The organism is Knoellia sp. S7-12, assembly GCF_040518285.1.
In the GTDB taxonomy this organism is placed as follows: Bacteria; Actinomycetota; Actinomycetes; order Actinomycetales; family Dermatophilaceae; genus Knoellia.
In genome coordinates this window covers 355,610-379,138 of record NZ_CP155449.1, presented here as the reverse complement: position 1 = coordinate 379,138, position 23,529 = coordinate 355,610, and the positions used below count along the sequence as shown (strand labels likewise).

The window sequence follows — 23,529 nt, the reverse complement described above, 5'->3', positions numbered from 1 at the left end:
GCCGCAGGTCGCGTCTCCTGAACCGTACGTCAGGGGAGACTGTCCTCGTGTCTCGATCACTAGCGCGCGCCTGGTTCACGATCCATGACAGTGCCGACGATGCCACGGTGGCTGCCACCCATCGTGGAGTACTGAAGGTTCAGCGACCACGCCTCGCCGACCTCACCATCGATCTAACTTCCGATGCGCCGTGGCCGGCGGATGTTCAGTGGGCTGTGGATGAAGGACGTCAACGCGCCACCCGAACTAGAACCTTCCTGGGCCGATCCTGGACGAGGCAGGCCGATTCCATTGACCTGAATCCAGCAGACGCGCATGAATTCGAGATAGCGATGGCCCTCGTCCCCTACACGATCGGGAGCACTGGCATCGACCATGAGCAGCGAATGGTCTGGGATGCGAATGACACCGGTACGAGCGCTACGTTCCAGTTGTCGGCATCAGAGGAGGAACAGGTTCGGACCTTCGTCGAGCAGAGCGGCTGTGACCCAGCGGCTCTCGTGCCCTTTGGTCGCGATGGTGACATCTACAGCTGACTGTCGACGTCCGGATCTGCCGCATACCGCGCGGAAGTTCAGCGCTCCGGCTGTATGACCACGGTTCCGCACGCATCGCAAAGCAGGCGCGCTGTGGTTGAAGAGGCCCGTCGTTAGCGGAATGCGGCCAAGTCACCAAGGATCCCGCGGCTCTGCTTGAACTTGACGCCCGGCGCTGCCGACAATGAGGCCGGAGGTGAGTTCGGGGCTGCCGCACGTGGGACAGGCGATCTCGGTTTGGGTCATGTTCTCATCCTGCCGGATCGACGAGCGGTCGCACTCTTCTGCCGCGATCCGCTCGTGCCCAGACCCGGTTGAATCGTCACCCAAGGCATCCCGGTCGCTCTGGACACTCCAAGGTCCGAGGTGGTCGGGTTGCGATGTATCGGACCATCTCGCAGACCCCTATGGCGCCTCGCGGTCCTGAAGGGGTGTCGTAGAGGAACTCGGTCAGCGTGAGCCTGGGTCGGTTGCTGCTCTACCTGGCGGGGGCGCCAGGTCTCTACGCTGTCATTCGCCACGGTGCCCTCCCTGCCCTTTGGCTACTGTCGGCTGGTCATGCGCATCAGCGCGCCGAGCCGTTCCGGCTGTTTGTGTCGCGGGGGCGTGGCAACATCCGGGGCGTGGCTCGGGAGGCGCAGGTTTGTTCGGAGTTCGGGTGTGGGCGCCCGGCTGCGTTCAGCACGCGCACCAACCCGACGTGGTGCGATGAGCACATCACCGCCATCCTCCGAACCGGCGGCCTTGAGCCGCTGGAGCCGTTCGAGGGGCCGAAGAAGTGGCGCCTGACTCGGTGTCTCGCGTGTGGGTGCGAGGCGCACTACCGCTTCGAGTACGTGCTTGAACAGAACGGCATCGGCATCGCGACGTGCAGGGCCTGCTGCTGGCGCAAGTGGGCAGCCGACCAGCGAGGGCTATTGGAGGGGTACGCAGACCTAACGCCACCGTCGGTCGCGGTCGCGAAGGGGGTCGCTGAGCAGCACGGCTTCGAGTATCTGGGTCCGCTGACCGAGCCGTCACTGCGTGACGACCCGCACCTGACCCGTTGCTTGTACTGCGGACGCATCGCAGCGCAGCGACTCGGTGACATCGGCTGGGGCTGCCAGTGCCAGACGAACCCTCGGCGGGCAGCACAGACATCGAACGCGTCCGGTACGCAGAAGCCCGGCACGAAGCCCACCAAAGACCTTCTCAAGGACTCGAAGTTGCCGGTTCTGACGTGGTGGGACCCCGAGGTCAACGACGACGCCGTCTGGAGCACCGTGACGGTGAAGGCACGCAGAAAGGTCGGATGGAAGTGCCCGGAGTGCGACCTGCGATTCAGCGCCCGCATCCTCGACATGACCGCCTACCCCAGCTGCCCGACCTGCTCGGTCAGAAAGCAGGCCGAGTGGGAGGCCGAATACGCACATCTGAAGGTCACACCAATCGCGGACGTGCCCATGCTCGCTGCAGCGTGGGCTGATGAAGCCGACCCGAGCCTGGTCACCGTCGCCGGCGGCGGCATGACGCTGCGACGGTTCCGGTGCCCGGCCGGCCACCATCCGCGGATCACTCCGCTCAGCTTCCTGCGCGGCGGATGCCCGTCGTGCCGAGCGAACCAAACCCGCGCCGCCCGCCTCGACGCCGTCGCAGCGGACGCAGCTGCGCACGCCATGAACCGCGAGATCGCATCCCAGTGGCATTTCACGAAGAACGGCTCCCTGAAGCTCGAGACCATCTCGCCGGGTTCGCGTCGGACCGTGTGGTGGAAGAGCTTGGAGTGTGGCCACGAGTGGCAGGCCAGCCCCGTGGAAAGAGAGAAGGGGCAGCGGCTGCGGTGCCCCGAGTGCCGGACCATCCTCGACTCTCTGGCCTACCACTTCCCGGAGATAGCCGATGAGTGGTCACCGAAAAACCCGCTCACCGCTTGGCAGGTCCGCCCCAGCGGCTCAGAAGCGTTCATGCCCATCTGGGTCTGCGCCAACAGGCCCGACCACACTTGGACCGCGACCCTGTCCAGCCGAGCGACCGGCTCGGGGTGCCCCGAGTGCCGTGAAGCCGGCAAGTCGAAGGTCGAGCTCGCCCACCACGAGTCTGCCGTCCGCGTTTTCGGCGCCGCGTCCTCTGGGCAGGCCGTTGCCGACGAGGCGTTCACCCACGGCGCCCGCTGGCTCGTAGACATCACGACGGTCACCACCACTGGCCTCCAGGTTGCGATCGAGTACGACGGCGGATACTGGCACGCCGACAGGGCGACCATCGACACCGCGAAGTCACTGGACCTACTCGCCGCGGGCTGGGCCGTGGTCCGGCTCCGCGAACACCCGCTCCTCACACTGAGCATCGACAACCCCCTGTATGTCGAACTGGTCGTCCATTCGACCGCTCCGGACCCCGACGGGGTGATGCGCCAGGTCGAACAGTGGACTAGAAGCGTCCACCCCTGATGCGGTTCGCGCGCGGCGTGAAGAGCGATTTACCGGCTTCCCGGGCTCGAAACGCCCGCGGCATCGTTAGAGGAGCACTTCATGCGGTTGCTGTCGGGTGCTGAACCCCGAACCGGCGATGCACGGCCGTGTCATTCCGCCGTTCGTCGGGGAAACTACGGGATCTACCGCGCCTTGTGCGGACTCGTCGAGTGTCGCTGATCACGGACGGAGCCGCACAAACACTCCCAAAGCTTGGTTGATACCCACGGCGCGAGTCCGCGCGCAGAGACCGCCTACCTATCATGTGCGGCATGACTCCGCAGAGTGACACCCAAACTCGCCCAAACTCGCCGAATGGTTGCGGCGAAGGATCTGGGTAGGCGCGCACTGCGTCTGCTTGTCGTCCTCGTTTGCCCCACAGGAGCATCGTGGGGTTTCGCCACGGGTGCCCACGCGACAACTCACTCGCTCGTTGACGCGTCATCCTGATACCCCTCAGTGGGGCATCAGCAAACTATCGAGGGCTCGGTCCTTCGACGCTGGGTGTTCTCGGGCTGTAAATCGCTCGCGGACGACACATCACCGCTTCTCCGTTTGTCGGTTTTTTCGGGGGCCCTACGCGCGCGTGTGTGTGCGAGGTCCCGCCATCTTTAGGGAATGGCCGCGATCGTTAAACGCCGCGTGCGCCAGCGTCGGATACCTGGAGGCTCGAACCGATTGCGCCGGTTCGGGCCTCGAGACGACTACCGCTTGGACAGGACGGTTCCCTCGCGGTGCCACTGAACGATCGTCGCTGAGAGCGTGACTACGGCGCGAGCCTCCTGCAACGTAGGCGCCCGCCCGCCACCACCGTGCCGATCGGTGTTCGGCCAGATGAGTCGCAGGGTCGCGATCAAGTTCTCCACCGCGTTGTCGTCATTGCCGCCGGGAAACACGCACACCCACTTCGACGGGCTGTTGTTAAGGACGGCGATCATGCTACCGAGCGTTGCCTTGTTGTTGTGGGGCTCAACTACAGGTCGCAGCATTACCTCGACTGCCTTGATGGCGTGGTCCCAGGCGTCGGATGGGTCGGGGCTCCGTCCATAAGCCTTGGCCCATGCCTCCGACAGCTCCTCCGTAGCCTCGTCCGTGACGGAGGTGGCTGCCGCTCGCGTGGCCTCAACCGTTGGCTCAACCGCGTCGACCAGGTGCTGGCTGTTATCCGAGAGCTTGTATTTGGAGCCAGACAATTTGAGAAGAGCATCGAGCGAGCGTGCTGGTTGTGACGCGGTCCCCATCCGTTGCTGAAACCGCAAGGCACCTTCAACGCAGTCTAGAAACAGTTCCTCGTCGTCTAGGCAAGCGCCGACAACCTGACCGATCGGTGGGTAATAGGTGTCGAGTTCGATGTGAAGGCGCAGCGCTAAGTACTTCGCGGCGCCGTCAGGATCCGACGTGCCCTCCAGTGTCTCTGTCAGCCACTCACTGAGCTGCGGGGCGAGGTGGGCAGGCACCCCATCGAAGGGCCCGTCATAGTTCCGGCGTCCTTCCCTCTGAGAACGGGGCATCCAGGTAGTCACGTCAAGCCCACAGCCTTAAGACGCTTTCCCTCCGTGGCCGCGGTTGCACGCGACGCACAGAGCCTGGGCGTTTTCCAACGAAGTTGGCCCGCCATTTATGTGCCAAACGATGTGGTCGCCGTCCAGTTCCTCCAACGTCGCGAGTTCCGATTTGCACTTCTCGCAACGCTTGCCGCTCCGGTGCCACAGGACCCAACGCTCTTCAAGCGTGAAGGCACGCTTGGTGTCTTTCAGCTCCACGCTAGGGTTGGCGCGTAAGAAGCGCTTTGTGAGTATATCAATGCGCGCTTTCATGCTGCCAGTGTCATTTGTTCCCTGCTGCATAAGCCTGCCGTACTCAGAGAGCTCAGCGTCGCGAGAGTCTTCGTCTTTCAGGAGGTTGGCTTGCCGTTCGAGACGGAAGTCGCGAAGAAAGTCCTTCAGGCGACCCTTGATGTCTGGTGCCCCGTACTGACGCAGAATGTCGTTACAGAATAGGTACATCAACTGTGGGTACGACTGTTTCGACAACTCGATGTCGCCGTCATCAAAGACAGGGGAGATTGCCTTCAGGTTGCCTGATAGACGGTCCAGCAGCTTCTTGCGCTCGGGCGCGCTGATGTCCCGGTACTGCCGAACGAAATCGTCAAGGAACTTCTTCTTGAGATCTACTACCACGAGCGAAGCGGGGGACTTACTCGACTGCATCTCCAAGTAGAGCAACTTGCACGCCACTTCAAGGTGAGCGTAGCGCGTGTTTGGGAACTTCAACTTCTTCCCGAAGAACTCAAGTTTTGCAGCGTCGCGAACAAGTCCAGCCATGTTGCCCCCGAGAGCGTTGCGGCTCTCCGCAGCATTGAGCTTCTCACCATTGTTCAGCCGAGAGAAAAGTTCCTCGATTTCCTCAACGTCCGCGGTCTCGACAACCACCACATTCAGTTGAACTTCCTTGAGGATGTCGCGAGCCGCCTCTGACAGGTCCGCGTAGCGGTCGCCGGCCTTCGGCGGCTCGCTGATCGCCCGCCCGGTGTAGAGGAAGTCCTCTGCAAGGTCAAACTCGCCGTTCAGGAAACTGAAAATCGTAGTGATGCGCTGCTTCCCGTCAATGACGGCATAGTCGTGGCCGGTTTCGTCCCGCGAGAGTCTGTGCATGTAGATCTTGGGGATGTCAAAGCCGTTGAGGAGCGAGTCGACGAAGAGTTGCTTCTTAGCCTTCGACCACACTCCACCCTCGCGCTGGTAGACGGGGTCAAACTGAATCAGGTTTTTATCGCGGCTGAATCGCGACACGGCAAAGACTTCTGGGTTGCAGCGCATGCGTGGATGCTAGCGGCCTAGTCCGCCTCCGGGCGTCAGCCGCTCGATACCTCCGTTCCGCGTCCCTGTCCGCCCCGATCTCTAGGGTGACGACATGAAACCGGAGCGCGCCATCGCGGCGCTAGAGGATCTGAAAAGGGAAGCGTCTAGCCCAGGAGTGCAGCGCGGTGAGGACCTGACAGCATGGCAGGGCAAGGTGCGTGGCGTGTTCGTGTCCGCCCTAGGCCGCGACGACCACCTCGTCGATCGCTTCGACCAGGTGGGCTACTCGCCGGGCCTCTGGACTGACAACACCCCCCACTCCGTCTTCATCGAATCGCAACGCGACGGGATCAAGGAGGCCTGCGGCGTCATTGACGCCGTCCTGTATCAACTGCGCCTCCGGACCGAAGATGAAGAAGAGCCTGTGGACGCCCGGGCCTACGACCCGGAATTGTGGGAGCACGTCAGGGGGCTTGTGGAGGCCAAGGACTGGGGAAAGGTCGCGTCTCAAACGGCCATCTTCGTGGAGGACCGGCTCCGGTCATGGGCTGGCGACCCCAGGAACGGTCGCGGCGAATCGCTCGTTGGCAAGGAGCTCATGGGCCGAGTCTTCTCGGACGATAGCGACTGGCGGCTCGGCTCTCGCGCGGCGGAACGCGAGGGCTGGCGCGCCCTGGGGACCGGCTTCGCGGCGGCACTGAGCAACGTGGACCGACACCGGATCCAGAAGCGCGAGGACGCACGCCGATACGCCATCGGAGTACTCGGGCTAGGGAGCCTGCTCTTGACCCAGATGCGCTTTGAGCATGGCGAACTGATTGAAGACCTTCAGACCGGCCTGGAGTCCGCAGACTCGTCCTAGCGCCCTTGCCCAGCGCTCCCCACGCTGGTTGGGGTGGCCCAGGACCCGCGTGACCCGGAGAACTCCTTGCCCGACCGACTCAAGACGCGCATCGTCGAGGAGGAGTTGCGGGGCGCGGTTTCGACCAGGAAGACGCGATCAGGGGGAATGGGGAGCCGCGCCCCCCCGAGGCTGAGCCACACGAACCATGATGTGACGGTGGGCCTCGCTGCCAATCCGCCCTCCGCCCACCAAGTGGTGGTCTGCTGCACTACCTGTCCGGCACCTACGACGAGTTCCGGAAGGAAGCCGCCAGGGCCCCACGGCCCTAACCTGCGTCGATCCGACGGTGGTAAGGGACTGCTAGCCGCCTTGGGCGGGGAGCTCCATCCACTGCCCAGAAGGCAACATGTAGCGACGGTGCCTAGAGGGGCACTTCCACAGTGTCGCATTCGCAACCTCCGCGAGCCTGCCTGCGGAGGCGCCCACAAGGTCGCCCTCGGTGCGTTGCATCGGTTTGCCGCAGTTCTCCGCCGGGCAAGGGACGGTCTCAGTAGTCATGGCGGCGAGCCTATGCCCGCACGCTAGGCGTGGATGGCTACTTGGGCGGCAGTTCGCGCTGTGTAGTCGCCTCGCTGTTGGGGTCACTGGCATCCGTCCGCCATGTGATTTGCAGCGTCGACTCGGCGCCACCGTGACGTAAGGCTCCGAACTTGATCTCTTCGCCGGGATGGAGCTGCGCACGGACCTCCGGCTTGCGGAATACCATCTCGGGATCGACTGCCGTCAGGGATACGTCGTACGCGACGGTGGTCCCGGCGTTGAGAAGGACGTACAAGTCTTTGTTGTGGTGGCGCAGGAACCACTCGACCCCCTCCTTCGGGCCGAGTCTTCTGACGGCGTCGTGAACGTCGCGCAGAGCGGTCACACTCGCCTCTTCTGCGTCAGCGGACCGCGTGAGCGCCTTGGCTGCGTCCTTCTGGGCTTGCGCCACCCCAGGGGCAAGGAGATCCGCCTGGCGCCCGACATGCCAGGACCGATACAAAGCCAACCCGGCGACGATGAACGAGCCAAGTGCAGTCCAGTCCGAGATGTCCATGGCTCGGGACTCTAGGTGCACGGGGTGACCTCAAGCTGGATTTCGGAACCGACCGAGTCGAGTAGTGGAGCCGCCGGAAAGGGGTCGCTCCTTAGGTGCAGGTCAGGTGTCTGACGCCAGCGGTTCAAGTTGAGTAGCCGCTCCGTCGATCCCCAATTGCCCCTTTTGGGCCTCTCTATTGCATCCCGCTTAAGCGACACCTGAACGACTGTCTTGCTAACACCGTGCTACGCAACTGGTTAGTAGGGCCAGCCACGCACCCGTATCTAACCGCTTCCGAGCGCGACTACTGAGCACGAAACTAGACCTGGGACGACGAGGACGGTCGGACCATGAGGGACTCATAATCCGTTGGCCGAAGCGGTCAGTCCACGAGGTGTTGCGGTGAGCGCATCCTCCCGACGTGCCCCATGTGGGTGAGGGTCGCAACCCTAGGCGAGGTGCACTCAGAACGCACCGCATAGCCACAAGATCAGCATGGCCACTATGGGGGCGCCTACGGCGAGCACTGGCATCGCGAGCTCCTCCCACTCCTCGAGTCGGCGGTGCCAGCTCCGGCTTGCGTCTTCGTCGACGCCCGAGATGGCACTCGGCTTGAGTGGCGGCCCGCCGTCGGTCCGACGAACGGCCGCTTCCCAGAGGTCCCGGTTCGGGTGAGCGACCCAGGCTGCCACCGTCTTCCGATGAGGGCCGAGGAACTCAGCTACACGCGCGACGCTGAAGCCGCACTCTTCGACGAGCCATATGGCGACGAGTTTGAGTTGAGGGGGGTAGGTCTTTGGCATGGTGGCCTTCCTTGGGGGACGCCACCAAGACGAAGCGTCCAGGTGAAAACCCCCGGACGCGTCGGAACACCCAATGTAGTCAGAGCCAAGACGGATCGTGCCAGAACGTGCCAGATGTGGACCACCGTCCACCACCCCTGAACCCCGCAACGACTACAGTCGGGCCACTGGCTGAGCACGAATCGCGTTCAGCCAGCCTGACCCGAAACGACCATCGTCTGATTCCCAAGCTGGACACGCGGGTTCGATTCCCGTCACCGGCTCCATCACGTTCCGCCTATCAAGGCTCGTGAGTCGACCCGTGAGCTCCCTTGGGACAGATCGGGGCTCCCAAGCCCAGCACCAAGTGCCACATACGGGGCGGCCCTGTGTGCGGTGTGAGCTCGGAGGATCGCCGTTGGGTGTCGCAGGAATCATCGCGACTCATCATGGAGGAGGCGATGCGACCAGCGTCCCTCGCCGAGAGGACCGTTCACCCAGACGCGGGAACGTCTCCTGACAGCACCTGCGCTAACTGCTCCACCGTGGGCGATCCAGCTCGACCATCGGGAGTCGAGAACATCCGACAGGCCAGAGCCGAGTGCTCATCCCCCGTCGCGAACGGATCAGTGCCGTCCACGAGCACAGTGGGCGACCCAATGAACCCCAGACGTTCGGCGTCCTCGGGCGTCTCCACCAGCACATGCTGGATCGTCTCCTCGCCCCGGCCGACGATGGCCAACGCCGACTTCAACCGCACCTCAACGACAGAGACGTGGGGACACCCATCGAGATACAACAACCGTATGTCCATGACCCCATCATGAGCCCCCCGGCTCATCGAGGACTCACGGCCAACCCTGCTCCAGCAGCGGCGTGACCGTCACCTCGTTCAGCACCGGACGGCCTGGGGAGGTGGCCATCCAGGCGACCAGATCAGCCACGACGCCGGGGTCCAGAGACTCACGCTCGTCATGCACCGGCGTGCTCGACCCTCGCTCCGCCGCCGGGTCAAAGGTTCCCCAGTTCGTCGCCATCGCACCCGGATACAGGACACAGACCCGGATTCCGCCGGCGCGACCCTCGGCGGCGAGTGACTGGGTCAGACCGGTCAGAGCGAACTTCGTCGAGCAGTAGGCCGATGCGTTGGCCCATCCCCGGCGGCCCGCGACTGACGAGACGTTAACGATCAGCCCGCCACCGCTGCCCCGCATGTGCGGCATCACGGCCCTCGCAAGCATGAAGGGCGCGGTGAGGTTCACCGCGACGACGCGGTTCCAGTCCTCGAGGTCCAGATCCTGAACCGAACCGGGTGCGTCGGTCGCCCCAGCGTTGACGAGTACCTTTGGAGCACCGAGCTGCGCGACCACGTCGTCCACGACCGAGGCCAAGGCCTCCGTGTGTGCCAGGTCGACCTGCACGGGCATGGCTCGCACCCCGAGGTTGCGGACCTCGCCCGCAACCCGGCCGAGGTCTGATTCTCGACGCCCGAGGAGGGCCACGTCAGCGCCCTCCGCGGCAACTGCCAGAGCGACGGCCCGGCCTAGACCGCTCGTGGCCCCGGTGACGATGACGGCGTGACCCGACAAGGTGGATCTCGTGGTGGGCATGCCGCGATCCTGCCCTCACTGAGAACGCGGGCACAACCTCAGCTGTTGACGGGCCGGACTGCCATGGCGGGCCCCGTGCCTCACACCGCGGCTATCACGCCATCTCAGGGAGGTGGAGGTGAGCGAACGCGACGTCCATCTCGGCCACGTCGTCGATGGTCGCTCCGATGTCCCTGCTGGCTGTTTCGCGGATCGCGGAAGCGGCATCCCGGCTGGCCTCGAGCTGCTCGCGGCGCTCGAAGGTGACAGTGCCCACAGCACGACCGGTCTCGCGGCTGATGAGCAGACTGCCGCTGCAGAAGCCGTCGAGTTCCTGAACCTTGGGGAGAACGACCATCCTGAACACGTCAGCGGCACGTTCGGCATGGTCGTCCATACCGCTCAGCCAGGTGACGCGGGCACAGGCACCTTCGGGCATGGCGTGGTCGCGGTGAACGACTGCGACCTCCCACGTGTCAACCGTGCTGGTGCTGCCACCGAAGGCCGGCAGCGCTCCATCACGCAGCGTGCGCACTTTTTCTGCACTGCCCTGCAGCGCAGCTTCCGACTCCCATGATGACGTGGCGATGCAGCGGCCGGACGCGCGGTCCGCGAGCACGGACATCCCGACACACCCATCCATTGCGGTGATCACTGGTGTGACCTCTTCACTCATATGGGCGATGCCATCGTCGATCTTGGACGGATCTGCCTGAATGGTGGTGGTGCGTGCATACACGACGAACTCCTCTGCTCGGGGCAGCGCCCCGACGGCGCTACCGTCAACTTCAACAGTGCTCCGACGTAGGCGCTGCGGCAAGAGTGTTCCTGAAGTTTTTGCCGACGCTCCCGACCGAACGACCGTCCTCCAGCTCAGGCCTGCTGCTTGGGCGGCAGGGCGCGGACGAACGCGACACCGCGCTGAACCCACCGCCCGAGGGTGTCATCGTCAGCCGCGCAGGCCGAGCCGACCAGCAGCCAACCGTGCAGGCTGCGGCCACCCATCTCCATGTAGGTGACCGCCTCGCCATCCACGAGATCGGCGGCGTCGTCGGGATCCACCCGAACCATGAGCGACCCGCCGCTGCCTGCGGCCACCGCCATGTGTCCGTCGAGCATGAACCCCAGCCCGCCGAACATCGCTCGCTCCGTCAGTCCGCTCTCGTCAGACAGGGCGGTCCGGATCCGATTCGCGAGTACCTCGTCGTAGGCCACAACAGCAGCGTATGCCGGTCCATCGTCACGTCGTTCTCGCTGGGCCATGTTCTTGGGAGGGCATGGCCCAGCGAGAACGCCAAGGATCGGGGCGATCAGATCTGATCCCGCCTTCAGCAGCTCACACTCGCCGGGGCGACCGACGTCGCTCCCAGGTTGCGGCAGACCCCCAGGCCCCGGTTGGCGAGACCGGACTTCATCTGAGAGATGGCGGTGGTGTTGAACGCCCGCCACTGCATGTGCATCAGCACGGTGCTCCCGGCACGCGAGTTGGACACGGCATACGAGACGACAGAGGACTGGGACTTGCCCGTCCAGTCCTGGGTGTCGACGGTCCACATCCAGACCCTCATGCTCTTCGATGCGTACGCGTTGAGGACCGTGTTGTTGTAGGCGCCATACGGCGGGCGGCCGTACGACGTGACCACTCCGGGCGAGCCGAGCTGGTACCTCACGCTCGAGTAGCTGAGATTCCTGAGGTCTGGATGTGAGACCGAGTGGTTGAAGACGTAGTGCCCGTGCGCGCGTGCATAGGACGCACTGAACCTGCCCGCCGTGATGCAATTGCCAGTCGGGAAGAGGACGAGTGCGACGCCGAGGCGCTCGGCTCCGAGCACCGCACTCTGGAAGGCCGAATAGCTCGTGGGGCAGTCATCAAAGCTCAGGACGACCCGACTCGTCCGGTTGGGCCCGGTGGTCCGCGAGTAGCGGGTGCCGCCGCTGACGAGGGTCCGCCACGTCACCGGGCCGACCACGCCGTCAACCTTCACGCCGACGTAGTCGGACTGGAAGCGCCTCACGGCAAGGTCGGTCGCGCTGCCGAAGGAGCCGTCAGCACCCGAGCTTCCGACCGAGTACCCCTTGGCGATGAGTGCTTGCTGGAGGACGCGGACGCAACTGCCCGTGTCGCCGCGAACGAGTTGTGGACGTGAAGCCACCGGCGTCGTCGACGAGCACGTCCGGACGGCAGCGTGAGCCGACGGCGCCACGCCAGGCGTCACGACCGCCGGCACGGTGACGAGGGCGAGGGTGAGCACCACCAAGGATGCAAGCCGGGAGAAGCGAGAAGGACGGGTCGACGTCGTGGACATGATCAGACTCCCCTTGCGCCGGTGGTTCCACTGGCGGCGCAGGTCCCGGTGCGATGGCCGAGCGTCCCGTCATCCACCCTGCGGTGGTGAGATGACCAGTCTCCGACTGGCTTCGACGCCCGCCCAGAGCCTGTTGTGACCCGGGCGATAGGACACCGTCGAGGGCTTCACCTGGCAAGGAGGGACCATCCGCTCACCAGACGCCCGGGCCCAAACGAGTTGGCCACTGCAGCGGCGCGGGGTCCGCGATCCTGCACACAACCTTCACCAGTTGCTGACACACTCGCTCGGCGCTCGGCCCTAGCGTCGAATCCATGACCAGACACCCGAGCGTCTCCCGCGCCCTGCCCCTTGCCGTCGCCATCGCGACGTTGCTATTCCTCCTCCTCGGCATCGGCGCGCTCGGCATCATCGGTGACGGCGACTCCGACCGGATCTATCTCGCGGTCGTCGCGGTCTTCGTCGCCGGGACCCTCGTCGCCCGGCTCCGTCCGCGACCCATGGCTGTCGCGATGCTCGCGACGGCCGTCACGACAGTGGGGTGCACCGCCGTTGCCTTCGCGATGGGCGAGCACCAGAGCCCGGGCGCCTCCGCGTCCGACATGGTCATGCTCACCACCATGTATGCCGGCCTGTTCACCTTTGCGGCTTGGCTCTTCGCGCGCAACGCGCGCCGACACCCACGCCACCTCAGCACCCAGAGCCCCTGAGGTTCAAGCCCACATCTTCTCTGCCACAACGACGAACTTGCGGACCCGCCCGAGCCCCAACCACCGACTCCACAGGCGATGCGAGGTCACCAGCTGCGAGATCAGCTCGGCACCGCGCAGCCCGTGAATCCCAGCCCCGCAACCCTGATAGGCATCGGCCAACGCATCGACGACGACGCGGTGCGCCTGACTGCGATCCGCCATCCAGCGCACCTCGAACCCAGCCCTCTCAAGGTCGGGCCGCAGGCTCGCAAGCGGTGTGAGCCATACGGTGTCGCCACCCGGCATCACCGCCCGTTCCTCCGGGCTGAGCGCTCGCCCCTCCTCGACGGTGAAGGCAAACCGCCCACCCACCGGCAGGGCCGAGGCGACCTCATGAAGCAACACCCCCTTGTCGCGGAACGCCAGGAACGTCTCGAGCAGCAGCACCACATCGAACGTCCCGGTCGGCACCGGCGGCACACTCACGACCTCGAATTGCGCGCTCAGCCCGGCCTCCGCAGCCCTCAGCCGGGCACGATCGATCGACCCTCCATCGGCGTCCACCCCCAGGTAGCCGCACCCGAACTCCTCCACGAGGAGCAACCCCGGACCGGACACACCGCAGCACAGGTCGAGGACCGACACGCCCTCCCGCAGCCCCGCCCGCTCGCCGAGCCACCGGATCTCGCTCGCGCTGACGAGGCTTTCCTGACCAACGAACTCCCCCGGTGGGAACGCCGACTCCCGCGCCCTCCAGAGCACTCGGTCCACGTCCGGCCAGTGGTCCATCACCGTCACGGCGCCACACCCCCGAACGCACCGAGGAAGCGGTCGCGGAAGTCGGCCATCGGCCACACCGGCGACCCCTCCCCCGGCCGCAGCCCGTCCTGCCAGCCCCAGCTCGCGATCCGCTCCATCACTTTGGGGTCGCGCGCGATGACACTGACCGGCACGTCTCGCTTCCCGTCGAACCCACTGATGATCGTCGCCGGTTGGTGGTCCCCGAGGACGACAAGAACGAGGTCGTCGTCGGCCTCCTGCTCCGCGAAAGAGATGACGCTCGACAGCGAGTACACGATCGACTCCCGGAATGCCGCCGGCACGGCCGAGCGGTCGCGCCACAGCTCTGCTGCCGTGGTCGCCTTCTCCAGCTGGCCGTTGAAGACCGACCCGTCTCCAAGCGCGCTCGGCGAAACCATCGTGGGCAACGGCGCCCACGGACCATGGCTCGACGTGAGCTCGACCTGGGCCATGACCGGACGCGGCCGGGTATCCCCCAATTCCATCTCACCGAACGCAGACAGGGCGAACTGGTCCGGCACCGCCGAGAAGCCGAATCGCGGCCCGGCATAGCGAAGTTCGGAACCCGTGAGGACCTCGTCGAAACCATAGAAGACCTGCCCCTCGGGCCAGTCCCCTCGTGTCGATGGCATCAGGGCGACCGTGCGCCACCCCGCCCGTGAGAAGGCCGAGGCGAGGGTCGTGCGGTCGGAGGAGAGGAGCAGGTCGTAGCGGCTCTGGTCGCTCACCGCCAGCCCGGACAGGAGCGTGGAGTGTGCGAGCCAGCTGCTCCCACCGAACGTCGTCGACGTGAGGTACCCGCTCCTCGCCTCGAAGCCGAGCGATCGCAGCTGCTGCGTCCCACTGTCCAGAACCGTTCTCACAGGCTGCGATTCAGCTCCTTCCAGTGCCACCCGTCCATAGCTCTCCACGAACACGACCACGACGTCCTTGCCCTCGAGTCCATCCAGCTCGCCCGGCACCGGAGTTCGATACGGGTCCACGCCGATGGCCTGCCTGAACACCACACGATCCCTGTATGCCGTCTCGGCGGCCCGGACCTTCCCGGCCACATACGGCACGGCACCACTCACGGAAACCGTTGCGCCAGCGGCGCTCTGCAGCCCGGTGACTGCGCCGAGCGCCCAGACGGCAGCCAGGATCACGACTCCTCGAACCCCTCGCCGACGGTCGCGCACGACGACGCGGGCCATCCGCCCAACTGCCCACACAGGGCCCACGATCACGACCGCCAGCACCAGCAGCACCGCCACGATGCTCCCGACCGCGGCCCACGGACCCCACGAGTCCCTCACGAACGCCCAGCCCGACCCGAGCAGCCCCACGTCAGTCACGAGATTGAAGGGTCGGTCGAGCACGGCAAAGGCCCCGAGGTCGAGGACCTTGAACAGCAGAACGACACTCACGACCATCCCCGGCACGGCCACGACGACCCGGTGAAGACGCGCCGGGACAACGAGAACGAGAGCACCAAACGCGACGATCTCGACCGGCATACGCAGGAAAGAACCCGGCGTCAGACGATTCAGCTGGTTGGGCGCGACGAGGACGAACCAGAGCAGCGCCACCGCCACGACCCCCACCACGGCGCTCCGCGCCAAACCGCCCCATCGTGTCGCCGAGCCAACGACTTCGCGAGCCACGCCGGCGCGCCCCCTCCACAGCGACCACACGTCCCGCCCGAACGACTCGGCCAGCAGGACGTGGGCGCCGACCAAAGCACCCAAGGCCACCCCTCGCGGCAGGACATCGGCCACGGCGACCACGAGCACGATGCCCACGGCCGCCGCCACAACCTTGCGCCAGTACCGGAACTCGAGCGCCCCCTGCATCCACGGCGCCACCCAGCCAGCAACACCAAATGCATAGCGCGCCAGACCTCCCGTGAGCACCCACCACCCGAACGTCGGCGCCGCCGCGACACTGAGGACGAGGATGAGGAACGCGTCCACCTCCCCGTCGAAGCGAGCGCCCAGCGCGGTCACCGTGCTCGTCCGGCGCGCCACCCAACCGTCGACGCCGTCGAGAGCCAACCCGGGGACAGCCACGGCCACCACGGCCACCCGGACGTCGTGCCCCATCACCAGCTGGACGGTCAGGGCCGCCACCGCGCAGGCCATGAGGCCACGCACGAGCGTCACCACGTCGGCCGGTCCGAGCCGGGCGAGCCAAGCCCTCCCGAGGCCACGTCGCAGGAGCGCGATGAGCACGGCGCCGCAACCGAGTCCGACACCCCACGAGCCCAGGACGACGGTCACGGGTCCACGCTCATGAGGACACCGACCTCAAGCCTCGAGTCGGAGGTCGGCCAGCAGATCGAACGTGTGAGCCCCTCGCGTTGCCTTCGTCGTGAGGTAGCGCGCGTTCGCCGAACTCCAGTGGACCTCTGTCGGGACCCGCTCGCTCACCCCGACGTCGAGCTGCCCCAGCTGGATCGCCTTGTCGGGGTTGTTGCTCAGCAGCGCGACCCGCGCCAGGCCGAGGGCCTGGATCATCTGCGCCGCCACGGTGTAGTCCCGCGCGTCCTCCCGGAACCCCAGCGCGACGTTCGCCTCATAGGTGTCCAGGCCCAGGTCCTGCAATGCATAGGCGTCGAGCTTTGCGTAGAGCCCGATGCCGCGCCCCTCCTGTCGCAGATACAGCACGTAGCCGCCGACCTCCGCGATCCGCCCAACCGCCTCACGCAACTGCGGGCCGCAGTCGCAGCGCTGGCTGCCGAATACGTCGCCGGTGAGGCACTCGCTGTGCAGCCTCACGAGTGGTAGCCGTCCGTCGGCGTCACCGAGGCCGATGGCCAGGTGCTCCAGCCCGTCAACGAGGCCGTCGAACGTGATGACGCGGGCCATCGTGGTGAACCCGTCGACGAAGCGCATCGGCACAGTCACCTCGGTGCGAACCGTGGCCACGGCTGGTCGTTCGGTCATCGTGCCACCTCCATCGCCTCGTATGGCCTCAACTCGCCCTCGAACGCCTGCACTCCACATCGTTCGGACAGCGCGTAGCGCATGAGCACGACGTCCTCGATCCGCTGCACGTCGACGAGGTCGGCCCGGTGCGTGCGGCTCCACGGCAAGGGACCGTCGGCGACGACCCGGTGTGCACGCGAGTCCCCCACGAAGAACGGCGCGACGACGACGTGCAGCTCGTCGGCGAGGTTCGCCCGCAGGAACTGCGTGTGGACGTTCTGCCCGCCCTCCACGAGCAGCCGGTGCACACCGCGTGCCGCGAGGTCCTCACTCACGGCGCGCATCGACGGCTCCACACCCGCGTCGACAACGGTCGCGACCTCCCCCAACCGCTCCCGCGCCACCGCCGCGGTCGCGCTCGCGCAGTAGACGTACTTGTCGCATTCCCCGGTCGTGAAGAAGGCCGCTGAAGGATCAAGCAGCGTATGCCGCGTCACCGTCACCTTCCGTGGTGATGGCCCCTGCCCCTCGGCGACCCGCCTCTCCCGCCGGTGGGCCGCGCGGACGAGGAGGCGCGGGTTGTCGGCGCGCACCGTGCCCGCCCCGACGAGGATCGCGTCGCTCCCTGCACGGACCTCGTCCACGCGGTCGAGGTCGGCGGCATTCGACAGGACGAGCCGCTTCCCCGAGGCGTCGTCGAGGTAGCCGTCGAGCGACATCGCACAACTGAGCACCGTGTAGGGAAGGTCAGTCATGTGCCACCGCCCAGCCTTGCGTCTGCGCGTATGGCTCCTCTGGCCACCGCATCCGCAGACGCAAGGTTTGGTGAAGTGCGACGACCGACGGAGAGGAGTGCCACGCCGGGGAGGGTGCTGACGAAGACGATGACCCCGAAGGCCACGGCCACCGCGAGCCCCTGACTCGCCTTGGCCCCGGCTGCTCCGAACGCCCAGACCGCGGCTGCCTCGCGAGGGCCCCATCCCGCGAGGTTGAGCGGCACTGCGGCGACCAGGAGAACGACGAGGGCGACGGGCACGAAGGTGGAGGCCGGCATACGCACTCCCACCGTCCGTGCCGCGATCGCGAGGGTCGCGACGTGCCCGGCCATGACGACGAGAGATGCCACGAAGACCTTCGCGAGCGCCGACCGGCTCGACAGGGCGCGGACATCGGCGGCCACCACCCGCGACACGCGGGTGAGCCCCATCAACACGACGGCGCCGACGACGACCCCGACCACCGCGGCGACGAGAGCGGTCAGTCCCACTGGGTTGGCGACAACCAGCGCACCCACCGTGACGACGACGAGGGCCACCTGGCCGAGGGTCCGCTCCCACGCGACGGCCCGCAGACCGCGACCAAGATCGTCGACCGAGCGGCCATGGTGCACGCCGCGATCGATGTCCCCGAGGACGCCGCCAGGCAGTGTGACGTTGAGGAACTGCGCGCGATAGCAGGCGACAACCGCCGCTGGCATCGCGAGCTCGACGTGCAGCTGCCGGGCGACGACCCGCCAGCGCCAGGCCCCCGCCGTCGTCGTGACCAGCGCGATCGCTGCGCCCAGGGCGAGAGCCGTCGCATCGACAGCACGCATGGCGTCGACGAAGGCGTCCGTCCCCAGCCGCAGGACGAGGGCGGCGAGGATCAGCGCGCCCGCGGCGGGCCGCACCCACCGCCACGACGCGGGCTTCACCGGCCACCTCCCGGCGGCAGGGCGAGCAGGTCGACGTGCTGCACCGTGACGGCGAGTCCGCGCTCGAAGAGGTTGCGTCGGCGGGCAAGGTACGAGGCGCCGATGTCGCCGAGCTCCGGCCGCTGCTCGCAGGCGGCGCCGACCCAACCCTTGAGCCACTCGGCGGCGAGTTCGGCCGACTGTGAGTCCAGGCACCAGGGGCTCGCTGCCAGCTCCACGCTCCACCCGACGGCCCGGAAGCTGTCGGCCGCCACCCTTGCCGCGTCGGGTCCGAGGAGTTGGCGATCACCGAGGGTGCGGCGCTGGTGGTCGTTGAACGCGGCTTCGAGGACGGCGTCCCACGGATCGCTCGGACCGAGGGTGATGTGCCCCGTGACCGACAGGGTGAGGAGCGCGGGGCATGCCGCAACCACCACCGCCCCCACCAGTCGACCGATCTCGGCCGCGGTCAGCATGTCGAGCAAAGCGGACGCGGTGACGAGCGATGCGCCGCCGAGGTCCTCCGGGGTGAGCTGGGTGATGTCCCCCAGCCGGGTCTCGACGGTCACCGCGCCACCGTTGGTCGTGGCGGGTGGCGGATCGCCAACAGCACCGCGCAGGAGGTCCGGGTCCCAGTCATGCAGGACCCAGTGCTGCGGACCCTCAAGCAGCGGCCCTAGCCACCGCCCCATGGAGCCGCTGCCGCTCCCGAGGTCGTGCACGACGATCCGCCGATGGGACACACTGTCACCCCGGCGGTCACCGAGGGTCGGGGCTGCGCCTTCGAGCGCCTGGCCCTCGAGTGCCGCGGCAAGCGTGGTCACCAACGCCGTCGAGCGAGCAGCCGCGTCCGCGGGCTCACGCAGCTCCAGCCACTGCGGGCTGACCCGAATCTCGACCTCGGTCATGCCGCCACCTCCCTCAGGACTCGTGACAGCGCGTCCGTCGTCACGGCCCAGTCGCTCAAGCTGGATCGCCGCTCCTGCGCCGCCCGTCGAAGCGTGGCTCGCAGACCGGCATCGACGAGCCACCGACGCAGGGCATCAGCAAGGGCATCCGAGTCGCCGCCAGGGACCAGGAGGCCGGGCCGACCTCCCCTTCGTGTTGCCCCGAGCGCTTCCGGCAGTCCGCCGACCTCGGAGCCGACGACCGGCACGCCTCGAGCCAGGACCTCGGTCACGACCATCCCGTAGGTCTCGGTCCTGGACGGGACGACGACAAGGTCGGACACGGCATACGCGGCATCGAGTGCGGCACCGACTCTTGGGCCGACGAAAGCGAGCCGATCACCCAACCCGGCCGACGCGGCCCGAGCCCGAACCCGGTCGGCAAAGGTCGGGTTGATCGCCATCGAACCCACGCACCGGCAGGTCCAGTCCAGGTCCACAACCTCCGCGAGCGCTTCCACGAGCACGTCCTGCCCCTTGGTCGGTGTCACCGCACCGACGCACAGCAGCCGACCCCCCGAAGGGTCGTTCGAGACGAGGCTCGCCGGCTCGGCGCCCGGGGTGACCACGCGAATCTGGCTGTGCGGCAAGGCATACGTAGTCGACAACCAGTCACGGCTCCAGGTGCTCGTCACGACGATGCCCGATGCAGAGAGGAGTACGGCACGCTCCGCCACGCGTTGCCCGGCACCGTCCCCACACCCGAGCGGCAGGTGCACGAGGACGACCAGTCTGAGACGGCGCCCCTCGGGCACGAGGACCTCGGGTTGGCTCGACGCCACGAGTCCGTCGAGGAGAACGACGGCACCATCCGGTATGCCGGCGAGGGCAGCCCCCAGCCTGGCCGTCACCTCCGCGTGCGGCACCGTCCCCGGGCCCGGCGCGTCCCGAACGCACACGACCCACCCACCCGCCCGCAGGCCGACGATGACCCGCTGGTCGTAGGCGTTGCCGCCGCTCGGCCGCGCCGGGTCGTCGAACCCCCGTGGGACGACCACGTGCACGACGTTGACGCTGCTCATGGCGCCCTCTCGAAGGACGCCCACGCCACGTGGGACTCGCGCAGCACCACGGCGATGGCGGTGACCCCATCCGCGTGGGGCCCGAGCCCACCCGCACGCAACCGCGCCGCGACCCTGTCCGCGACGACCTGGGCCAGGCGCTCGGTCGTCGTGTTGACACCCGACAGGCTGGGGTCGTCGTCGAGGTTGCGGTAGGACAGGTCCCCGACGACGGCAGCCAACGCCCCCGAGGCCAAGCCGATGTCCACCACCAGCCCGTCGGCATCCAACGTCGGCGCACGGAACGTCAGGTCAACGACGTAGGTCGCGCCGTGCAACTGCTGGGCCGGGCCGAAGACCTCTCCGGTGAGACTGTGGGCGACCATCATGTGGTCGCGGACGGTCACGCTGAACATGGCTCGGCCCCTTCATAGGTGATGGTGTGGCACAGCGCTGGCAGGCCCCCGTCGGCCAGCTCACGCATCACGTCGGGCAGGTCCTCGAACGCCGAACTGCCGCTCACGAGAACGTCGAACGCCGGATCGCGCAGCAGGTCGAGGGCAAGCCGAAGCCGGTCGGTCATGGACCGACGCGACCGCCGCGCCGGCGAGACCATGCCCACCTGGCTCGACCGGATCGACAGGCGCCCGGAGTGGAACCTGCCCCCGAGACGCAGGGCCACCTCCGACGAGCCGTACCAGCTGAGGTCGATCACCGTGCCCTCGTCGGCGAGGAGGTCGAGCGACAGCTGCAGCCCAGCCGACGAGGCGCTCGCATGCACGACGAGGTCCAACCCCGACGGAGCATCCGCTGGCAATGCGAAGCCAGCCCCCAGGGCTGCAGCCACGTCACGACGCCCCTCGTCGACGTCGACCACGGTCACCTCGACCCCGGGCACGCCCACCAGCAGCCGCGCGACACACAGCCCGACCATCCCGCCACCCACGACCGCCACCCGGTCGCCCACGAGCGGAGTCGCGTCCCACATCGCGTTGACGGCTGTTTCGACCGTTCCGGCGAGGACGCCCCGGTCCGGTGGGATGCCCTCGGGCACGGGCACGACCGCTCCGCGGGGAACGATGTATGCCGTCTGGTGCGGGTGCAGGCAGAAGACCGTGCGTCCCAGCAGGTCGGCATCACCTGCCTCGACCACGCCGACGCTGAGGTAGCCGTACTTCACCGGCCCCGGGAAGGTGCCCTCCTGGAACGGAGCCCGCATCGCGGCATACTCCTCGACCGGCACGCCACCACGGAAGACGAGCATCTCCGTCCCACGGCTCACCGCCGAGCGGACCGTCCGCACGCGCACCTCGCCAGCGCCCGGGACACCCACATCGACGCGCCGGATCTCACCCGCGCCGGGTTCCCTCAGCCAGAAGGCTCGTTCTCGCACCTCTCCCACGCAAGAACTCACGGACCACGACCGCGTGTGGTTCAACGAGTGAACCAACGCGGCTTCGCGGCCGTGTTGACGGTGAGGACGAGGGTCGTCCCGGATCGAAGGAGGGCACCATGTGGGTGCGGATCGTGACGGCTGCGGCAGCCTTGGTATCGGCGGCGATTCACCTCTACCTGTGGTTCGACGGCTACCGCGACATCGACAAGATCGGCCTGGCCTTCATGGTCAACGCCATCGCCGGCGCCGTGATCGCCGCACTGCTCCTGACGTGGCACCACTGGCTCCCGGCGTTCCTCGTTCTCGGGTTCGGCGCCAGCACCCTCGGGGCGTTCGTCATCTCCTCGACCGTGGGGCTCTTCGGCGTCAACGAGCAGTGGACCGGCGGCTGGGTGCTGTCCGCCGCCGTCGCCGAGGTCCTCTGTATCCTCGGCGGTCTGGCTCTCCTGCGCCCTGTGCTGACGAGCCGCAGGCCTCTCGCACTCACACGCTGAGTCGGAGGATCACGACCCCGCCGGACGTGCGGACCTCAACGCGCTGGATGTCCTGCCGCTGAGCGGCCGTCGCCGCTTGAAGGTTCATCGTGCGACCCGGTAGCCCCTTCCACGTCGCGACCTGTTCAAAGCGGCCGTCACGGGTCTGGACGAAGAGGCCGTAGACCCAACCGTGGATTGCCTCGTAGTCGTCCTCGCCCTCCCCGTAGGAACACGTCATCTCGAGCCGAGTCCCCCAGGCCACCCCCGCGAGCGCCAGGTCCGCACGGACCGGCGACGACCCGACCGCCTCCATGGACAGTTTGGATGCAGTGCTCGTCGCGGTGGGCGTGGGCGACGAGGCCCCGAGCGGCTCAGGGCCACGGCCAAGGCCGGTCGCGACAGCGAGCGTTCCCACGGCCACGGCCGCCACTGACGCGGCCGCTGCACCAACCCACACGGAACGCCGACGCTGCGCCGTCCGGACCTCGCTCACCAACGACGGCAGAAGCGTGGCCGGGACCGGAGGGACGGACGCGTCCCCGATGTCGGACAGGTCGACCTGGGCAAGAAGACCCGGTATGCCGGCCAGTTCCCTCACGCTGCGACTGCACTCCGCGCAGCCCGCCATGTGGCGCTCGAACTCGAGGCGCTCGGCTGGCGACAGTGCGCCGAGGACGTAGGACCCGTCGAGGTGTGCGAGCTCGCAACTCATGCTCCGACCCCCATCTCCTGCAGTCTCAGCCGCAACGCCTGCAGGGCGTAGTGGGTCCGCGACTTCACCGTACCGTCGGGGATCCCCAGACGATGGGCGGCCTGGGCCACCGACGCACCCTTGAAGTAGCACTCCACCAGGACCGCGCGGTGGTCCGGAGACAGGGCGAGCAGGGCGTCAGCGACGACCCAGGACATGAGCATCTGGTCGGTCTGGTCGCTGGGCTCGCGCACCTCGGGTACCTCGGCGACCGACAGCTCGCTGTGGGTGCGCTTGGTGCGCCACTCGTCGATGACGATGTTGCGCGCCACCGTGAAGAGCCAGGACCGGACCGACCCGCGACTCTCCTCGAGCCGGTCGTGGTTGCGCCAGGCCCGCAGCAGGGTTTCCTGCACGACGTCCTCGGCTCTGGCATGGTCGCGCCCGGTCAGGCTGAGGCAATAGCCCCACAGGGCAGCCGCATGTTCGTCATGAAGCTGCTTCATCAGCACAGCACCGCTGTCCGCCATACGACCTCCCAACGATCCATACGCACGTCAG

The 23,529-nt window shown here is 67.0% G+C and carries 25 protein-coding genes; 5 read left to right on the top strand and 20 right to left on the bottom strand.

Features of this window, described 5'->3' with window-relative positions; genetic code table 11:
• The first annotated feature begins 107 nt into the window (after positions 1–107).
• Both V6K52_RS01850 and V6K52_RS01845 read left to right on the top strand, forming a co-directional pair.
• Positions 108–536 carry a hypothetical protein gene (locus V6K52_RS01850; protein WP_353952210.1) on the top strand — a complete coding sequence of 143 codons (429 nt, stop codon included), beginning with the start codon at positions 108–110 and terminating at the stop codon, positions 534–536.
• Positions 537–1,159: 623 nt separating this feature from the next.
• Positions 1,160–2,965 (top strand): zinc-ribbon domain-containing protein, encoded by a 1,806-nt coding sequence (locus V6K52_RS01845; protein WP_353952209.1) that lies wholly within the window; start codon positions 1,160–1,162, stop codon positions 2,963–2,965.
• Positions 2,966–3,690: 725 nt separating this feature from the next.
• Here the strand turns inward: V6K52_RS01845 and V6K52_RS01840 are convergent.
• Together V6K52_RS01840 and V6K52_RS01835 are read right to left on the bottom strand one after the other, a co-directional pair.
• The gene (locus V6K52_RS01840; RefSeq protein ID WP_353952208.1) at positions 3,691–4,443 is read right to left on the bottom strand and encodes a hypothetical protein; all 753 of its coding nucleotides are present in this window, start codon (positions 4,441–4,443) and stop codon (positions 3,691–3,693) included.
• Positions 4,444–4,524: 81 nt separating this feature from the next.
• A complete protein-coding gene (locus V6K52_RS01835) occupies positions 4,525–5,805 on the bottom strand; it encodes a DUF262 domain-containing protein (RefSeq protein ID WP_353952207.1) in 1,281 nt (426 codons plus the stop codon).
• Positions 5,806–5,899: 94 nt separating this feature from the next.
• On the opposite strand from V6K52_RS01835, the gene V6K52_RS01830 reads away from it, so the two are divergent.
• Entirely contained in the window at positions 5,900–6,649 is a 750-nt protein-coding gene (locus V6K52_RS01830; RefSeq protein WP_353952206.1) for a TIGR02391 family protein, read from the top strand.
• A gap of 577 nt (positions 6,650–7,226) precedes the next feature.
• On the opposite strand, the gene V6K52_RS01825 is transcribed toward V6K52_RS01830, so the two are convergent.
• The 7 genes from V6K52_RS01825 to V6K52_RS01795 all read right to left on the bottom strand — a co-directional run bounded on the left by V6K52_RS01825 (position 7,227) and on the right by V6K52_RS01795 (position 12,386).
• Positions 7,227–7,727 carry a hypothetical protein gene (locus tag V6K52_RS01825; RefSeq protein ID WP_353952205.1) on the bottom strand — a complete coding sequence of 167 codons (501 nt, stop codon included), beginning with the start codon at positions 7,725–7,727 and terminating at the stop codon, positions 7,227–7,229.
• A 446-nt stretch (positions 7,728–8,173) separates the two neighbouring features.
• Positions 8,174–8,512: a hypothetical protein gene (locus tag V6K52_RS01820; protein WP_353952204.1), complete on the bottom strand. Its 339-nt coding sequence runs from the start codon at positions 8,510–8,512 to the stop codon at positions 8,174–8,176.
• A gap of 472 nt (positions 8,513–8,984) precedes the next feature.
• Positions 8,985–9,305, bottom strand: a complete 321-nt coding sequence (locus V6K52_RS01815; protein WP_353952203.1) for a thioredoxin family protein — start codon at positions 9,303–9,305, stop codon at positions 8,985–8,987.
• A 34-nt stretch (positions 9,306–9,339) separates the two neighbouring features.
• Complete coding sequence (locus V6K52_RS01810; protein WP_353952202.1) at positions 9,340–10,101, bottom strand: SDR family oxidoreductase; 762 nt, start codon at positions 10,099–10,101, stop codon at positions 9,340–9,342.
• Between the two features lie 94 nt (positions 10,102–10,195).
• Complete coding sequence (locus tag V6K52_RS01805) at positions 10,196–10,819, bottom strand: antibiotic biosynthesis monooxygenase (RefSeq protein WP_353952201.1); 624 nt, start codon at positions 10,817–10,819, stop codon at positions 10,196–10,198.
• A 134-nt stretch (positions 10,820–10,953) separates the two neighbouring features.
• Entirely contained in the window at positions 10,954–11,343 is a 390-nt protein-coding gene (locus V6K52_RS01800) for a TfoX/Sxy family protein (protein ID WP_353952200.1), read from the bottom strand.
• Positions 11,344–11,408: 65 nt separating this feature from the next.
• A complete protein-coding gene (locus V6K52_RS01795) occupies positions 11,409–12,386 on the bottom strand; it encodes a peptidoglycan-binding protein (protein WP_353952199.1) in 978 nt (325 codons plus the stop codon).
• A gap of 314 nt (positions 12,387–12,700) precedes the next feature.
• Between V6K52_RS01795 and V6K52_RS01790 the strand changes: the two genes are divergently transcribed.
• Positions 12,701–13,096 (top strand): hypothetical protein, encoded by a 396-nt coding sequence (locus tag V6K52_RS01790; RefSeq protein WP_353952198.1) that lies wholly within the window; start codon positions 12,701–12,703, stop codon positions 13,094–13,096.
• A gap of 3 nt (positions 13,097–13,099) precedes the next feature.
• Here the strand turns inward: V6K52_RS01790 and V6K52_RS01785 are convergent, their stop codons facing one another.
• The 9 genes from V6K52_RS01785 to V6K52_RS01745 are packed head-to-tail and all read right to left on the bottom strand — an operon-like array spanning position 13,100 to position 21,798.
• Entirely contained in the window at positions 13,100–13,867 is a 768-nt protein-coding gene (locus V6K52_RS01785; protein WP_353953841.1) for a class I SAM-dependent methyltransferase, read from the bottom strand.
• 5 nt (positions 13,868–13,872) lie between these two features.
• The gene (locus tag V6K52_RS01780) at positions 13,873–16,137 is read right to left on the bottom strand and encodes a CDP-alcohol phosphatidyltransferase family protein (protein ID WP_353952197.1); all 2,265 of its coding nucleotides are present in this window, start codon (positions 16,135–16,137) and stop codon (positions 13,873–13,875) included.
• A 27-nt stretch (positions 16,138–16,164) separates the two neighbouring features.
• The gene (gene ribA, locus V6K52_RS01775) at positions 16,165–16,803 is read right to left on the bottom strand and encodes a GTP cyclohydrolase II (RefSeq protein ID WP_353952196.1); all 639 of its coding nucleotides are present in this window, start codon (positions 16,801–16,803) and stop codon (positions 16,165–16,167) included.
• Positions 16,800–17,540, bottom strand: coding sequence for a dihydrofolate reductase family protein (locus V6K52_RS01770; protein WP_353952195.1), 741 nt, complete (start codon positions 17,538–17,540; stop codon positions 16,800–16,802). Before V6K52_RS01770 ends, ribA begins: the two co-directional genes overlap by 4 nt.
• A complete protein-coding gene (locus V6K52_RS01765; RefSeq protein ID WP_353952194.1) occupies positions 17,537–18,478 on the bottom strand; it encodes a lysylphosphatidylglycerol synthase domain-containing protein in 942 nt (313 codons plus the stop codon). The genes V6K52_RS01770 and V6K52_RS01765 overlap by 4 nt, the downstream gene beginning before the upstream one ends.
• Positions 18,475–19,365 (bottom strand): SAM-dependent methyltransferase, encoded by an 891-nt coding sequence (locus V6K52_RS01760; RefSeq protein WP_353952193.1) that lies wholly within the window; start codon positions 19,363–19,365, stop codon positions 18,475–18,477. The genes V6K52_RS01765 and V6K52_RS01760 overlap by 4 nt, the downstream gene beginning before the upstream one ends.
• The gene (locus tag V6K52_RS01755) at positions 19,362–20,426 is read right to left on the bottom strand and encodes a glycosyltransferase family 4 protein (RefSeq protein ID WP_353952192.1); all 1,065 of its coding nucleotides are present in this window, start codon (positions 20,424–20,426) and stop codon (positions 19,362–19,364) included. The genes V6K52_RS01760 and V6K52_RS01755 overlap by 4 nt, the downstream gene beginning before the upstream one ends.
• Positions 20,423–20,821 carry a 6-carboxytetrahydropterin synthase gene (locus V6K52_RS01750; protein WP_353952191.1) on the bottom strand — a complete coding sequence of 133 codons (399 nt, stop codon included), beginning with the start codon at positions 20,819–20,821 and terminating at the stop codon, positions 20,423–20,425. The genes V6K52_RS01755 and V6K52_RS01750 overlap by 4 nt, the downstream gene beginning before the upstream one ends.
• Entirely contained in the window at positions 20,809–21,798 is a 990-nt protein-coding gene (locus V6K52_RS01745; protein ID WP_353952190.1) for a zinc-binding alcohol dehydrogenase, read from the bottom strand. Before V6K52_RS01745 ends, V6K52_RS01750 begins: the two co-directional genes overlap by 13 nt.
• 119 nt (positions 21,799–21,917) lie before the next feature.
• Here V6K52_RS01745 and V6K52_RS01740 point away from each other — a divergent pair, with 119 nt between their 5' ends.
• Complete coding sequence (locus tag V6K52_RS01740) at positions 21,918–22,295, top strand: hypothetical protein (RefSeq protein ID WP_353952189.1); 378 nt, start codon at positions 21,918–21,920, stop codon at positions 22,293–22,295.
• On the opposite strand, the gene V6K52_RS01735 is transcribed toward V6K52_RS01740, so the two are convergent.
• Positions 22,285–22,989 (bottom strand): zf-HC2 domain-containing protein, encoded by a 705-nt coding sequence (locus V6K52_RS01735; RefSeq protein ID WP_353952188.1) that lies wholly within the window; start codon positions 22,987–22,989, stop codon positions 22,285–22,287. The two genes, V6K52_RS01740 and V6K52_RS01735, sit on opposite strands and share 11 nt — an antisense overlap.
• The gene (locus V6K52_RS01730; protein ID WP_353952187.1) at positions 22,986–23,498 is read right to left on the bottom strand and encodes a sigma-70 family RNA polymerase sigma factor; all 513 of its coding nucleotides are present in this window, start codon (positions 23,496–23,498) and stop codon (positions 22,986–22,988) included. Before V6K52_RS01730 ends, V6K52_RS01735 begins: the two co-directional genes overlap by 4 nt.
• Positions 23,499–23,529 lie beyond the last annotated feature (31 nt).